The organism is Guyparkeria sp. WRN-7 (assembly GCF_001641825.1).
Classification (GTDB): Bacteria; Pseudomonadota; Gammaproteobacteria; order Halothiobacillales; family Halothiobacillaceae; genus Guyparkeria.
This window is the reverse complement of the sequence record NZ_LRFH01000016.1, coordinates 98,324-112,862: the sequence shown is the minus strand read 5'-3', so window position 1 is coordinate 112,862 and position 14,539 is coordinate 98,324. Positions and strand designations below refer to the sequence as shown.

Genomic DNA, 14,539 nt, shown 5'->3' with positions numbered 1-14,539 from the left:
GCCCGCCCGGACGGGGATCGCGGGTTTGCCCGCACTCGGCGTTGCCGCCCCTCGGCGGGCACCAAGCCCGCCTTCGAGCCGGCGCCTTGATTGCGAACAAACCCGCGAGCCAGAGATGCCATCGAATCATGCAGAGTTTCCTAAAGGAGTCATGATGCTGCCCGCCCCGCAAGCGATCCTGTTCGACCTCGACGGCACCCTGCTCGACACCGCCCCCGACATGGCCGCCGCTCTCAACCGCCTGCGCGCCGAGCAGGGCCGCGGACCGATGCCCTTCGACGACATCCGCCCGCATGTCTCCAATGGCGCGCGCGGGCTGCTGGGCATCGGCCTGGAGATCACACCCGAGGCCGCGGACTATGCGCGGCTGCGCCAGCGCTTTCTCGACCTGTATGCCGCGGACCTGGCCGTGCACACCTGCCTGTTCCCGGGACTGGAAGCATTGGTGGAATCGCTCGAGGGGCGCGACATGCCCTGGGGCGTGGTGACCAACAAGCCCGGCGGGCTGACCCACCGGCTGCTCGATGCACTCGAGCTCGTCCCGGCGGTGGTGGTCTGCGGGGACGAACTCAAGCGGGCCAAGCCGCACCCCGACCCGCTGCTGTTCGCCGCGGGCAAGCTGCGGCTGGCGCCAAAGGACATCTGGTACATCGGCGACCACGAACGCGACATCATCGCCGGCAATGCCGCCCGGATGCCGACCATCGCCGGACGCTGGGGTTACCTGGACGGCGAGCGCCCGATCGAGGACTGGGGCGCGACCATGGTGATCGACCGCCCCGAGGACATCGCCGGCCTGCTCCAAACCGACAACCCGACCGAGGCGAACGCCTGAGATGATCCCCCGCGTCACCGCCCTGCTCGCCTGGCCCGTGGAAGTGAAACTGCGGGAAGCCCCGTTGGTGCCGGTGACCGAGCCGGCCAACCTTGGCGACCTGATCGCGCACTACCGCGCCCGCCTGCCGGCCTTCCGGCCCGCCTGGTTCAAGCGTCTCGGCAAGGCCGACCAGGCCCGGGTGGACGGACTGATCACGGCGGTGCTGATGCTCGACGGCTGGCTGGATGCGCATGCCGACTGGGCAGCGGGGCATGCCATGCGCCTGCCGGCCGACACGCTCGCCGAGATGCGGGTCACCGACTCGCACTGGCGGGAAAAGCGGGTCGACTTCGCCTTCCGGCGATTCAACGAACACTTCGCCGGGCAGATTCGCGGCGTGCTGCAGGGGGCAGCCGCCCTGGGCCAGCCCTGGCTGGGCGGCTGGCGTTACCGGCTGACGATCGCCCGGGTCGAGCAGATCCTGCGCGAACGGCAGGTCGACCCGTCGCTGTGGTTCACCGACCGGACCGAACGCCACGGGATGGCCAGGCCGATGGCCGCCGCGCGGGTCGCCTGGCGAGTGTTGACCGGCCGCGGCTGACGCGGCCCGCCGAGTACCGGATCAGAGCCGGAAGCGCGACACCTGATCGGCCAGCCGGCCGGCCTCGCGATTGACCGAATCGACGGCGGTGCTCGCCGACTGCATTACCTCGCCGTTGCGCTCGACCACCTCGATCAGGGTATTGAGATCCTCGGTCAGCCGCTCGATGGCCGCCTGATGCTGATGACCGTGACCGGCCGCCTCTCCGGTCAGCGACACGGTCTGCGACACCGACTCGAGCATGCGGGCCAGCCCGCCGGAGGCCGTCTGCAGCGACCGCTCGGCATCCGACGAGTAGCGGCTGGCCTCCTGCATCTTCGTGTCGGCGGCCGTGACGTCGTCGCCGAGCGACTCCATCACCAGCCCGATCTCACGTGCGGCCTCGGCACTGCGGCCGGCCAGCTTGCGCACCTCGTCGGCGACCACCGCAAAACCGCGGCCGTGCTCGCCGGCGCGGGCGGACTCGATCGCCGCGTTCAGGGCGAGCAGATTGGTCTGCTCGGCGACCGCGTCGATAGTGGCGGTCATGCCGCTGATGCGGTCGCGGGCGGCAACCAGCGAGGTGATGATGTCGGCGGTCTCGCGGACACGTTCCTGCGAACGGCTGATCGACGTGACGCTCTCGCCGACCTGGTCACGCGTCTGCTCGGCGCGCGACTGCATTTCGCTCGCCTGCTGCCCCGCCTCGACGATCGCGTCGACCAGTCGGTCCCCGCCGTCGGCCACCTCGCGCGCCTCGCCGATGGTGCGCTCCCGCTGCGCCTGGACCCGACCCTGGGCGGCCATGACACTCGACACGCTCTCGTCGAGACTGCCCGCCGCGGAGGAAAGCGAATCGGAGCTCTGGTTGAGATCGCCGATCTGGCCGTGCAGCTGGTCGATCATGGCGTTGACGCTGGCGACGATATCGCCCAGCGAGTCGTCGCTCGCAATGGTGCACTTGTGGGTCAGGTTGCCGTCCCGAACCGCCGCGGCGATCCGTGCCAGCGATCCCATGCGCCGCAGCAGGATCAGGTTCGCCAGCCCATAATTGACGAACCCCACCGTCAGTCCCGCGCCGAGACAACCGACCACGAACCAGCCCAGCATGCCGTCACGGAATTCGACGAAGAACGAGGCGAACACCGGAAAAATGGCCCCCATGACAACGCCCATGCCGACAAACGACCACTTGAGACGGCGCAGAATGCTGGGTTGCTTCATTGTTGGGGATACCTATTTCGACGGAACGGCGGAAAATACTAGACGCTCTGTTTGCCGTTGTATCGGTCGCGCGACGGATTTCTTGAGCGCAGGGCCGAGCCGGCGGGCTCCCGGGAACTGATATGATCCGCGCCCATGAGCAGTGAACCCGTCAACCCCAGCGTCGACCCGCATCTGGCCCACGCCGAATGCGAGCGGCTCGCCCGCCCGGTCGGCAGCCCGTTCCGGCTCGCCAGCCTCAAGCTGCCCGCCGATCGACAGCAGGCGATCACCGCACTGCGGGCGCTGGACGTGTCGCTGGCCGAGATCCCCGAGACGGTCAGCGAGCCGCAGGTCGCGATGGCCAAGCTCGACTGGTGGCGCGAGGCGCTGCTGGGCATGACCCGGGGGCGCAGCGAACACCCGGTCATCCAGTCGCTGCTGGCCGGCCTGGATGCGCTCGGCCTGGGCGAGGAAGCCCGTCGCGAGGACTCGCCGTTGATCGCCCGGCTCGAGGAACGACTGGGCGGCGCGCGCATCGAGCTCGAATACGAGGGTTTCGCCGCGGAAGCCGACCTCGAGGCCTACCTCGATGCCCGCTACGCAAGCCTGTTCGCCCTTTACGCCCGGCTGCTGGATGCCTCCGACGAACAGGTCGACGCGGCGGCACGCCTGGGCCGCTGGCATGGCCGACTGGACCGGGCGCGCCTGCTCGGCCGTCACGCGCGCAGCGGGCGGGTCTATGTGCCGCAGGAGACCCTCGCCCGCCACGGTCTGGACGAGGCGGACCTGTATCGCGAGACCGCCCCGGACAGCCGCGAGGCGCTGTTCCGCGAGGAGCTCGAACACATTGCCGCCGGCCTGGACGACTGGCAGGCCACCGGACGGCCGCCGCGCCTGTTTCGCATCCTCAATGCCATCGACCGCGAACACCTGCGCCTGATGCGCAGCGCACCGGCCGAGCTGACGGCCGGGCGGGTGGAGATCAGCCCGCTGCGCTGCTGGTGGCTTGCCTGGCGTGCGGCCTGGTAGTCCCGTTCACCTCGAAGGAAAACCGATGACCGATTCGTCCCGCCCCGACACCTCCTTCGCCGGCCAGATCGTGCTGATCAACGGCGCCAGCGGCGCGCTCGGCACGGCCACGGCACAGACCCTGGCCGCGCGCGGCGCGACGCTGATCCTGCTGGGGCGCAAGCTCGATCAGCTCGAACGACTGGCCGACGACATCAGCGAGCGCGTGCTGCCCGAGGTGCCGGCCGACGCGCGTGGCGAGGCACCGGTGATCCAGCCGGTCGACTTCTCCGGCGCCGCTCCCGAGGACTACGAACAGCTGGTCACGGGCATCGAACAGGCCTTCGGCCGACTCGACCTGCTGGTCCATGCCATGGGAACGGCCGGCGAACTCGCGCCGCTCGCCCATGCCGACCTGATGAAGTTCCAGGAAAGCCTGCACGTCAATCTGACCGCACCCTTCGCCCTGACCCGCGCCTGCTGGCCGTTGCTGGAACGCGCCGACCGCCCCCGGGTGCTGTTCTTCACCGACCGCGGCACCGAGGCCTTCGGCAGCGCGCATGACATCGCTCACGCCGGGCTCGAGCGCATGATCCGCCAGTGGGCGGCCGAATCGCCGGAGGTCTGGATCGGCGGTTTCGACCCGGGCGCGGTGAACAGTCGCCTGCGACACGCCCGGTTTCCCGGCGAGCTCACCGAAGACCGGCAGCCCCCCTGCGCCGTGATGCCGGCCCTGCTCGAGTGGCTGGCGCAAGGCGAGTCCGGGGAGGTCCGCCGCCTGCCCCGCGAGCCCGGCTGATCAACCGCCGAGACGCAGGCGCATGACGCGAAAGCGCTCGCCCATCTCGGTAGGCATCACCAGCTCGCGGAACTCCTGCGCCAGCTGCGCCTGATCGGTCAGCGAATCGCGCGCCTGGAGTTCGCGTTCGACCTGTTGCGGGACGTCGGTCCCCAGCAACCACTGCGCCTGGCTGCGCTCGCCGTCAATCGCGAATCCCGCCTTCCGGGCTGCCTGCTCGACGGCCTGGAAATCGACCCAGGCCGTGATGTCCTGCAGCCCCGGGTAGACGAAGGGGTCCTCGTGGGCCAGGTGGCGGTAGTGGCACTTGAGCGTGCCCTCGTCACGGTCGGCGCGGTAGATGTCGGCAGTGTGGCTGCCGTAATCGAACAGGTAGACCCAGCTTTCGTCCCCCGCGCCGAGGGCGCCCGCCATCTCCGCGAGCCACTGGCCCAGCTCCGGGTTGTATTCGGCCAGCACCGTCTCGCGCGGGGTCACGATCGGCTGCTCGATGCGCGCACCGATCGCCTCGACCGCCGCCCGCAACCCCGCATCCGCCGACCGCGTCTCCCAGACGAAGCGCTGGCCGCCGAACCCCACCAGCATCCGCTCGGCCGTCTCCGGCTTGCCCGGCCACCAGCGAAAGCGCTCGACCGGCATGGCGTCGAGGACCTCGTTGGCGATCACGACCCCGCCGGACCAGTCCAGTGCCGACCAGGCATCGATCCAGCGCACCCGCTCGACCACCTCGGGGGGCAGCGACTCTTGCAGGTTGTCTGCCTGGCGGGTGGCCAGGGCGGGCGAGATCTCGAGGATGGTATAGCGCTCCGGGAGGGCATCGGCCGCAGCCAGCTGCTCGAGCAGGTCGATGGCCAGGCGCCCGGAACCGGCGCCGACCTCGAGGATCTCCTGCCCCAGCCCCGACTCGCGGGCCTGGCGCCACTCGTAGGCCAGCCCGGCGGTGAAGAAGCGGGAACGCTCGGGGGCGGTGATGAAGTCGCCTCCGGCGCCGAAGGCCACCTGGCCACTGCCGTAGTAACCCAGCGTCGGGTGGTAGAGCACCGTCGCCATGTAATCGGCAAACGGGATCGGCCCGTCGCGCATCTGTTCGACCAGCAGCTCGATCAGCTCGAGGCTCTTGGCCTGATCGGCCTGGCCCGGCGCGGGCAGCTCGAAGCCTTCCTGGCGGGACTCGGCGTTCATGCGCCCTCCCCGGCGGCGGCCTCCCGCGTGATCTCGACGCCGACCCCGGCCGCCTCGGCCAGCGCGTGCGGTTTCATCGCTCGCAGCGTGATCCGCCGGATGGGGAATTCCGCGAGCAGGGCTTCGCACGTCCGCTCGGCCAGGGTCTCGACCAGCTGGAAGCGCCCTTCGCGGGCAATTTCGGTCACCCGCCGCGACACGGCCGCATAATCGACCGTCCGATCGATCTGCTCACTGGCCGCCGCCTCGCGAAACGAATCGACCTCGAGCACCAGATCGATACGCAGTGGCTGCGGGATCTCGCGCTCCTGCGGCAGGATGCCGATGATGGTCTCGAACTCGAGCCCCTGCACCAGGATGCGATCGGTGGCGGGGGCGGTCGACAACGGGGGAGCGAGTGGTTGGTCGGCGTCGGTCACGGCGTCGGCTCTCGGGGGTGGGCGATGGACCCCGGGGTGCCCGGGGAGCCGCCCATTTTAGCCCGGATACACGCCGCTGTGCAGCGCGCGCCGGCGATCAGAACTGGGCGAAATCGAACTCGAGGGTTTCCTGCGGCGCCTGGATGAAGTCGCCCTGCACGAAGTCGACCCCCATTGGCCACAGGATCTGCAGGCTGGCCGCGTTCTCCACGTTGGGCACGATCACGGCCATCTCCGACTGCTTGGCGTGCTGCACCACCTCGCCGACACGCTCCTGGTTGGCCGCTTCCTGGGAGAAGCTCTCCAGCAGCGGACGGGCGATCTTGATGGTCGAGACCGGCAGGTGATCGAGGATACGGAAGCCGTCGTCGCCCGAGCCGAAGCCGTCGAGGATCAACTCGCCGCCCAGCGGCCGCAGCGTGTCCTGCAGATCGGCGAGGTGACGCAGGGCGTGACCGGCCTTGTCGACCGAGACCTGCATCGCGAGCAGCGTGTCCGGCAGACGCGTCATCTGCAGGCGCTGGGCCACCCACTTGCCGAACTCGGGGTCGTGCAGCGAGGCATCGCTGATACGAATGTAGAGCTTGGGTTTCTCGCCGGCCTTGACGCCGTTGTGGATCTGCTTGATCGCCGAGAGCACCACCCAGCGGTCGATCGACTGGATCAGATCGCCGCGTTCGGCCTGGGAGAGGAATTCCGCCGGCGAGATCAGGCTGCCGTCCTCGTCGACCATGCGGACGAAAACCTCGTAGCGGCTGATCTCGCGATCGCCGGTCAGCGAAACGATCGGCTGGAATACCAGCGAGAAGCGGCTCTCGCGCAGGGCATTCTTGATCTTGCGCGCCCATGCCTCGTCCTGTTCGCGCTCGGAGGCCGTCTTGATATCCGGCTCGTACAGCCGGGAGAGGTAATCGCCCTCCTGCGCTGCCCGGTTGGACGCGCGCTCGACCCGGTCGACCAGCTCCGCGGCCTTGGACGGCGAATTCTCGTCGAGCACGAGATAGCCTGCCGAGGTGATCACCGTCACCGACGTGGTCCCCTGGGTATAGACGTACTCGCGGGCCAGCTCGTTGAGCGCGTCGGCCAGCTCGGCGGTGCGCTGAGGGTCAAGGCGACCCAGCAGCGTCAGGAAAGAGAAGGCGCCATGCCGGGCCACCAGACCCTGACCGCCGACACGCTCCTCGATCTCCTTGCCGAATTCGGTCAGGAGATTGTCCATGCCGGTGGTGCCGATGTGCTTCTTGATCTCGTCGTGATTGAGGATCTCGAGCAGCAGCAGGGAACCGCTACCTTCCTCCTCGGCATCGATTTCCGCTCGACGAGCCTCGATCTGCTCGAACAGGTAGTTGCGGTTGTACAGGCCGGTGAGCAGGTCGCGACGGGCGAAGTATTCGAGCTGTTCGGAGATGTCGCCGACATCTTCCTTCACCTGATTGGCGAAGATCTGCAGGCAGGGCTCGCCGTCAAAGGAGGCGGCGGTGCTGCTCACCTTGACGTCGATCTCGTGGCCGCCGCTGGTGCGCAGCGTGAAGGTGTCCTCGGCATCCTCGGTCTTGAGGAACGCCTTGAGCCGCTGGGCCGAGTCCCCGCCCGCCAGGTCGAGGATGGGCTCCTCGAGCAGATCGTCGATGCTCTCGAAACCGAGCAGGTCGAGATACGCCCGGTTGGCGTAGATGTGCAGACCGTCCTGGATGTAGGCGACCGCCTCGGCCGACCCGTCGATCAGTTTCTGGCAGCGCAGCTCGGACTTCGCCAGCTGGGCGGCCTTGCTCTCGCGATCCTTGTGCATCAGGCCGGTGGCCACCGCGCGCATCAACAGCGGCTCGACCAGCGCCTCATCGCCGATGACCAGAAACGCCCCGGCCTCGAGGAATCCCTCGACCTCCTCGGTGCCGGCCATGTCGTCGTACACGACAACCGGCACGCCGTTGAGGGCCGGCTCCTTGGCAGCCAGCTCGCTCAATGCCGTCAGCATTTCCCGGGCATTGGCACCGAATTCGATGTAGATCACATCGACCGGCGTCTTGGCAAGCTCCTTGCGGACGGCATCGAAATCGGCAGCGTTGTGCACGCTGGCCTGCAGGCCGGCATTGCGCAACTCGCCCCTCAGCGCGATCGAGTCATTGACCGAGCCGGTGATGTGCAGAATGGAAAACGGGGTGTTTTCGATGGATTCGACGAGGGTCACGCGTTGCTTGCCTCCATGACCACCAAGTGGGAACCGACCATCACGATTCGCTCCAGTTTGAGATGAATGTCGCCGCCCTGCTCGCGGATCACGGTCACCCGGTCACTACGACCGGCAAGCTCCGGCGGCAGGATCAGGCGGTCGACCTGTCTGCCGGCCAGGCGGGCCAGCACGGGCCATGTGCCCGACGCCTGCGCAGAATCCTCGCTGGGATGGGCGAAATAGGCCATCCAGTTGCCGGCCAGTCGCTCCACGCCCATGTCGATGGTGCGGTTCGCCTCATCGAGGTGGCGCACCCAGCGAACGATGCCAAGCCCGATGACGGCATCGAGCCCGCCGAATTCTTCGTCCGGATCCTGTTCGATCAGGATCAGCTCGTCGACGGCTGCCCGGCTGTTATCGGCCAGACGCCAGTGAAGCCTTAGCCCTCGCTCGGACAGATTGACCACGTCCCAGGTGGCCGGCTCGTTCAGTCGCGGCCCCCTGCGCCGCCTTTCGGCGTCCGGCCTGGCTTCCCAGTCGATGTCGTCCTTGGCGCCGCCTTCGAGCTCGAGCTTGAAGTCGTGAATGCTGGGCGCTTTCTTGACCTGCCCGTGCACCGGGCGCTCCAGCCCCTCCCAGTCCAGCCCGGAAAAGGTCAGGTGCTGCGAGGCGCGCATGGTGTAAAGCATCTCATCGAGCAGGCGATGATGCACGCTGTGAAAGCCGATGGTGATCAGCGAACGCTCACCGACCGGCGCTTCGTGATGCTCTCGGTGACGCGTTTCCCGCGGCGTCAGGAAAAAGTTCAGCCGCTGCAGAAAGCCACGCAGGGCCTCGCGACATTCGCCATCAAGCTCGGCGGCCACCTCTCGCTCGTAGAGCGGATCCACAGCCACGTAGACGGCACCATCGGCAGCCGCCTGGCCACCGCGGACGGCGATATGCGGGGCCAGGCGGCCGGTCACGTCGACGAACCGCGCCGATCCCGGCGGCCGCTCAGCCGTAATCTCGACCCGGTCGGCGACCTCGCGAAGACAGGGGTAGAGCCCCACCATCTCGTCAACCGTCAGGGCGTAGGGGTTGACCATGCCAAGCAACAGGATCGCCACGTAAGCGGACCGGACCCGCTCCCAGTCGCTCGGGCGGGTCTCGGCGAGATCCCGATGCGCGGCGCGAGCGAACTGGTGCAGATCCGTGAACAGTGGCCGAGGCACACTGACGTAGAGCTGATAGCAGTCGAGGATCAGCTGCGCCGACCACTCGACCCGGTGGCGATGGGCATCGATTCTCGCGTCGACCGCTGACGCGGTATCGGCCGGGGCCAGTCCGAGTTGCAGATTGGCGAGCGCCTGGGCGGCGCGATACAGCGTGAACAAGGCCGCCAGCTGGTTGCGCGCCCTGTCCGTCATGGGCAGGGGGCTCTGTCGCACGGCCCGTCTCAAAGCGGTCGCCGTCCGCTCCAGCCGCGGCTCGACGGCGGCGATGAGGTCGGCAAGCGCCTCGTCGCTCATTTCCTCCAGGTCAGCCCGACCGAGGAAGCCCGCCAGCAGGCTCGCCGCCTGGGTCGGCTCGACCACCGCGACACGTTCCAAGAGCGCCTGCAGGTCCTCTGCGGCATCCATCTGTACTGATTCCGGCATTGACGAAACTCCTTTTCCCGCCCCTACCGGGACGCGCCCACCGTCTGTTGACCCTCGCCGTCCGGGCGAAGAACCGAATGATACTGTATTCAAGCGCCTGCCCGAATCCAAGCGACGGCGCGCCCGCGGGGCGTTGCCCGGGTCAAAGCGGCGTCTTGTTCGGCTCGCCGGCCTCCTCGACCACGAAGCGGGGCACGAGGTAGCCCGGCAGCCGTGCCCGCAGGGCATCCACCAGCGCACGGCCGGTATCGGCATCGACGGCAAAGTGCGCCGCCCCGGCCACCGGATCGAGGTGGTGCAGGTAATAGGGCAGCACGCCCTGCTCGAACAGTGACTCGGAGAGCGCCGCCAGCACCTCGACCTCGTCGTTCACCTCGCGCAGGAGCACCGACTGGTTGAGCAGCGTCACACCGGCACGCCGCAGACGCTCGAATGCCTCCCGGCTGGCCGGGCCCAGTTCGCGCGGGTGGTTGACGTGAGCGACCAGCACCACCGGCACGGGAAAGGCGGCCAGGGCATCACACAGGCGCTCGTCGATACGCTCGGGCGCCACCGTGGGTATGCGGCTGTGGATACGCAGACGGCGCAGATGGGGAAGTTCGGCCAGGCGGCCGAGAACCCCGGCGAGGCGACGCGAACTGAGTACCAGCGGGTCACCACCGGAGAGGATCACCTCGGTCATGTCCGGATCGTAGGCAAGGTAATCCAGCGCCCGATCGAGGGCCGGCTCGTCGAGCCGCTGGTCGCCATAGGGGAAGTGGCGCCGGAAACAGTAGCGGCAGTGCACGGCACAGGCCCCGGTCAGCACCAGCAGCGCCCGGCCGTGATACTTGTGCAGCACCCCGGGCACGGCATTGGCGGCCAGATCGCCGACCGGGTCGGCATCGAATCCGGGCACATCGAGGGACTCGCGCGGATCGATCCGGAACTGACGGGCAATCGGGTCGTCGGGGTCGCCGGCGTCGATCTGCGAATCGACCAGTGACGTGGTCAGCTCGACGAATGCCTCGTCGGCACGATCGGCGCGGCGCTGGGATGTAGAGGGGTTATCGGGTATGATCGCGGCCATTTCCAACGACTTTCGATTGACTGACAGGTTTCCATGGCTACTTACAGCACCAACGAATTCCGCTCCGGCCTCAAGGTCATGCTCGACGGCGACCCGGCCAACATCGTCGAGAACGAGTTCGTCAAGCCCGGCAAGGGCCAGGCTTTCAACCGGGTCAAGCTGAAGAACCTCAAGACGGGCAAGACGATCGAGCGCACCTTCAAGTCGGGCGAGTCGATCGAGGCGGCCGACGTGCTCGAGCTGGAGATGCAGTATCTCTTCTCCGACGGCGAGGAGTGGCACTTTATGGACCCCGAGTCCTTCGAGCAAGTTGTCGCCACCAAGGAGGCCGTCGGCGATTCGTCGCAGTGGCTCAAGGAGCAGGACATGTGCCAGATCGTCCTGTTCAACGGCAACCCGATCCAGGTGCTGCCGCCGAACCACGTCGAGCTGAAGGTGGTCGAGACCGACCCGGGTATCCGTGGCGACACCGCCACCGGCGGCACCAAGCCGGCCACCCTCGAGACCGGCGCCGTGGTCAAGGTGCCGCTGTTCATCGAGGAAGGCGAGGTGCTGCGCTGCGACACCCGCACCGGCGAATACCTCTCGCGCGTCAAGAACTGACGCGCCCGAACCATCGGTTCACCCCCCTTCCCTGACCCGAACTGGCGCCCTGGCGCCAGCCGCGACATGCTCGTCCGGCGGGCACGCCTCAAGCGCTGCCTGCGCGCCGCCCTCGACGAGCGTGACTGGCTGGAGATCGATGCCCCGAGCGTGATCGACAGCCCGGACTTCGAGCCCAACATCGCGCTGTTCCGGGTCACCCTGCCCGACGGCACGCCCGCCGGCAGCCTGCACAGCTCGCCCGAGCTTGCGATGAAGCGCGTGCTCGCCGCCTATCCCGATCTGCCCGGCATCTACTCGCTCGCCCCGGTGTTCCGTGCCGGGGAGTCCGGCCCGCGCCACAATCCCGAATTCGGCATGCTGGAATGGTACGAGAGCGGAGCGGACCTCGAGGGCGGCATTGAGACCAGCCTCGCGCTGATTCACGAGGCATGCCGGGCACTGGACCATCCCGCCCCGCGCATCGAACGCCGCGATTACGGCGCGCTGTTCCGCGAGCATTGCGACCTCGATCCCTACACCGCCGATGACGAGGCGCTCCGGAAGGCCGCCACGGCCGCCGGCGTCACGCTCAACGCCCCCGACGACATGGAACGGGACGACTGGCTGAATCTCCTGATGAGCGTGGTGATCGAGCCCCGCTTCGACCGTGACACGCTGACGGTGGTGACCGGCTATCCGGCCAGTCAGGCGGCCATGGCCCGCCTGGAGACAAACGAGTTCGAGGGACGGGAAGTCGTCGTGGCCAATCGCTTCGAGATCTACGGCGGCACGCTGGAACTGGCGAACGGCTATCACGAGCTCAGCGATCCGGACGAGCAGGCACAACGCCTCGATGCCACGGCGGACGGTGCCGAGGTCAGCCCCTCGCAGCATCGCTTCCTTGCCGCCCTGCAGCACGGTTTGCCCGACTGCAGCGGGGTGGCACTGGGGATGGACCGGCTGCTGATGTGGCTGACCGGCAGCGACGAGATCGATCAGGTCATGCCGTTTACCACCAGCCGGGCCTGAGCTGGCCCGCCATCGACCGCCCCGATGCCGGGCAGCGGATCAGGCCTCGGCGCCAGCCGCCTGCAACCGCTCACCCAGCTTGACCGGCACCTCGGCCTGCCAGCGGGAATCGAAGTCCACGCCGGGCGCGGTCAGCAGGATCACGGTCGAACCCATGTTGAAGCGCCCCATTTCGGCGCCGCGCTTCAGGCGGATCGACAGCCCCTCCTCGTCGCGATACGTCCAGCGCCCCACCTGACGCTGCGGTGACGGCGTGACCAGCCCCGCCCAGACCGTCTCGATCGCCGAGACGTTGATCGCACCGACCAGCACCATCGCCATCGGTCCGTCGGCCGTGTCGAACAGGCAGACAACGCGCTCGTTGCGGGCGAACAGGCGCGGCACCTCGGCCACCGTGCCGGTCGAGACCGAGAACAGCCGCCCCGGCACGTGGATCATCTCGCGCAGCGTGCCGCCGATCGGCATGTGGATGCGGTGATAATCCGACGGCGAGAGATACAGCGTCGCGAACGAGCCGTCCTTGAACTGTTCGGCCAGTTCGGCATCGCCGCCCAGCAGTTCCGTGGCGGTGTAGGCATGCCCCTTGGCCTGGAAGATGTTGCCCGACTGGATGTGGCCGATCTGGCTGATCCGGCCGTCGACCGGGCTGACCCACTCGCCGGCATCACCCTCGAGCGGCCGTGCCCCGTCGGCAAGCGCGCGGGTAAAGAACGCGTTGAAGGTCTCGTAGGCGGCCGGGTCGGTCTGTGCCGCCTCGTCGAGATTGACGCCGAAGGCACGCACGAAACGCCGGATCAGCCAGGTGGTCCAGGGGGCCCGCCAGCGAGTGACGCGAAACACCACGCCCGAGATCAGGTGATGAGGCAGGACGTACTGCAGACGCGCCCAGAGACGCGATTGCCATTTCACGGTATTCGATCGGGATGCCATGTTGCCTCGCTGTGGCGTGAAGAGTGCCAGTGGAAAGGTAGTATTGTGCCAGAGTCACCGCCGCCCAACGGCCCAACCCACCTACGCATACACGATCCGTCACGACATGATGCCAGCCGAATCACAGGACCCGAGGCCGGACGCACTCGGCAACCACGACCATCTCGAGACCATCCTCGACTTCGTGCGCTGGGCAGCCAGTCGCATGGACGAGCATGGCGTGTTCCTCGGACACGGCACCACCAATTACCTCGACGAGGCCGCCTGGCTGGTGCTCGAAGGCCTGCGACTGCCGCCGGACCTGGGTCGCGACTGGTGGGACGCACGGCTGACCGGCGAGGAACGTTCGTACCTGGCCGAACTGATTCGTCGCCGCTGTCTCGAGCACATCCCCACGGCCTACCTGCTCAACCGGGCCTGGTTTCTCGGCCAGCCCTACTTCGTCGACGAGCGCGTCCTGATCCCGCGCTCGCCCTTCGGCGACCTGATCCGCGACGACTTCAAGGGCGTGCTGCACCACGGCCGGCGCATCAAGCGGGCACTGGACATCGGCACCGGCTCCGGCTGTATCGCCATCGCCCTGGCCGAACATTTCCCCGATGCCTGGGTGGTGGGTAGCGACATCGATTTCGGGGCGCTGGCCGTCGCCGCCCAGAACGTGGCCGACTACCAGCTCGAGGACCGGGTCGAGCTGATGCAGTCCGACGGCTTCGACCAGTTGCGTGACGAGCAAGACGACCCGCTGGTCTTCGACCTGATCGTCAGCAACCCGCCCTATGTGCATCCCGACGAGGCCCAGGACCTGCCGGCCGAGTACGGCCACGAGCCGGCCGATGCGCTGTTCGCGCCCGACCAGGGACTGGCGCTCGTCGAACGCCTGCTCGACCAGGCCGCGACCCACCTCGAGCCGGGTGGCTGGATCTTCGTCGAGATGGGCAATGGCCGCCACTGGTTCGACGAACGCTGGCCCGATCATCGCGGCCTGTGGGTGGACCTGTCTCCGGCACCGTCATCGATCATCGGCTTCCCCCGGGAACACCTCCACGACTGGCGCGGAGCCGGCGCCCGATAGCGCCATTTATTGTTTACTAATATTCTCAGGAAC

The 14,539-nt window shown here is 67.8% G+C and carries 14 protein-coding genes; 7 read left to right on the top strand and 7 right to left on the bottom strand.

Translation table 11 applies throughout. The features are described from left to right. The first annotated feature begins 154 nt into the window (after positions 1-154). Together AWR35_RS08835 and AWR35_RS08830 are read left to right on the top strand one after the other, a co-directional pair. Entirely contained in the window at positions 155-835 is a 681-nt protein-coding gene (locus tag AWR35_RS08835) for an HAD-IA family hydrolase (protein WP_058575591.1), read from the top strand. Position 836: 1 nt separating this feature from the next. Further along, positions 837-1,418 carry a hypothetical protein gene (locus AWR35_RS08830; RefSeq protein ID WP_058575590.1) on the top strand — a complete coding sequence of 194 codons (582 nt, stop codon included), beginning with the start codon at positions 837-839 and terminating at the stop codon, positions 1,416-1,418. Positions 1,419-1,439: 21 nt separating this feature from the next. Here AWR35_RS08830 and AWR35_RS08825 read toward each other — a convergent pair whose 3' ends face one another. After that, positions 1,440-2,621 (bottom strand): methyl-accepting chemotaxis protein, encoded by a 1,182-nt coding sequence (locus tag AWR35_RS08825; protein WP_058575589.1) that lies wholly within the window; start codon positions 2,619-2,621, stop codon positions 1,440-1,442. A gap of 135 nt (positions 2,622-2,756) precedes the next feature. On the opposite strand from AWR35_RS08825, the gene AWR35_RS08820 reads away from it, so the two are divergent. Beyond that, positions 2,757-3,632 (top strand): squalene/phytoene synthase family protein, encoded by an 876-nt coding sequence (locus tag AWR35_RS08820; RefSeq protein WP_058575588.1) that lies wholly within the window; start codon positions 2,757-2,759, stop codon positions 3,630-3,632. Between the two features lie 25 nt (positions 3,633-3,657). Beyond that, positions 3,658-4,410 (top strand): SDR family NAD(P)-dependent oxidoreductase, encoded by a 753-nt coding sequence (locus AWR35_RS08815; protein ID WP_058575587.1) that lies wholly within the window; start codon positions 3,658-3,660, stop codon positions 4,408-4,410. Here the strand turns inward: AWR35_RS08815 and AWR35_RS08810 are convergent, their stop codons facing one another. From AWR35_RS08810 to epmB, 5 genes are all read right to left on the bottom strand, one after another. Further along, complete coding sequence (locus AWR35_RS08810; protein WP_058575586.1) at positions 4,411-5,592, bottom strand: SAM-dependent methyltransferase; 1,182 nt, start codon at positions 5,590-5,592, stop codon at positions 4,411-4,413. It abuts the gene before it with no gap. Further along, positions 5,589-6,011 carry a dihydroneopterin aldolase gene (gene folB, locus AWR35_RS08805; RefSeq protein ID WP_197408183.1) on the bottom strand — a complete coding sequence of 141 codons (423 nt, stop codon included), beginning with the start codon at positions 6,009-6,011 and terminating at the stop codon, positions 5,589-5,591. The genes AWR35_RS08810 and folB overlap by 4 nt, the downstream gene beginning before the upstream one ends. A 97-nt stretch (positions 6,012-6,108) precedes the next feature. Further along, positions 6,109-8,199 carry an EAL domain-containing protein gene (locus tag AWR35_RS08800; protein WP_058575585.1) on the bottom strand — a complete coding sequence of 697 codons (2,091 nt, stop codon included), beginning with the start codon at positions 8,197-8,199 and terminating at the stop codon, positions 6,109-6,111. After that, a complete protein-coding gene (locus AWR35_RS08795) occupies positions 8,196-9,821 on the bottom strand; it encodes a hypothetical protein (RefSeq protein ID WP_156413972.1) in 1,626 nt (541 codons plus the stop codon). Before AWR35_RS08795 ends, AWR35_RS08800 begins: the two co-directional genes overlap by 4 nt. Before the next feature lie 142 nt (positions 9,822-9,963). After that, positions 9,964-10,890, bottom strand: a complete 927-nt coding sequence (gene epmB / locus AWR35_RS08790) for an EF-P beta-lysylation protein EpmB (protein ID WP_058575583.1) — start codon at positions 10,888-10,890, stop codon at positions 9,964-9,966. A 33-nt stretch (positions 10,891-10,923) separates the two neighbouring features. Here epmB and efp point away from each other — a divergent pair, with 33 nt between their 5' ends. Together efp and AWR35_RS08780 are read left to right on the top strand one after the other, a co-directional pair. Further along, entirely contained in the window at positions 10,924-11,493 is a 570-nt protein-coding gene (gene efp / locus AWR35_RS08785) for an elongation factor P (protein ID WP_058575582.1), read from the top strand. 66 nt (positions 11,494-11,559) lie between these two features. Then, positions 11,560-12,504 carry an amino acid--tRNA ligase-related protein gene (locus AWR35_RS08780; protein WP_058575581.1) on the top strand — a complete coding sequence of 315 codons (945 nt, stop codon included), beginning with the start codon at positions 11,560-11,562 and terminating at the stop codon, positions 12,502-12,504. A gap of 39 nt (positions 12,505-12,543) precedes the next feature. On the opposite strand, the gene asd is transcribed toward AWR35_RS08780, so the two are convergent. After that, positions 12,544-13,434, bottom strand: coding sequence for an archaetidylserine decarboxylase (gene asd / locus AWR35_RS08775; protein WP_082664033.1), 891 nt, complete (start codon positions 13,432-13,434; stop codon positions 12,544-12,546). Between the two features lie 106 nt (positions 13,435-13,540). On the opposite strand from asd, the gene prmB reads away from it, so the two are divergent. Continuing rightward, a complete protein-coding gene (gene prmB / locus AWR35_RS08770; RefSeq protein ID WP_058575580.1) occupies positions 13,541-14,506 on the top strand; it encodes a 50S ribosomal protein L3 N(5)-glutamine methyltransferase in 966 nt (321 codons plus the stop codon). Positions 14,507-14,539: the final 33 nt, after the last annotated feature.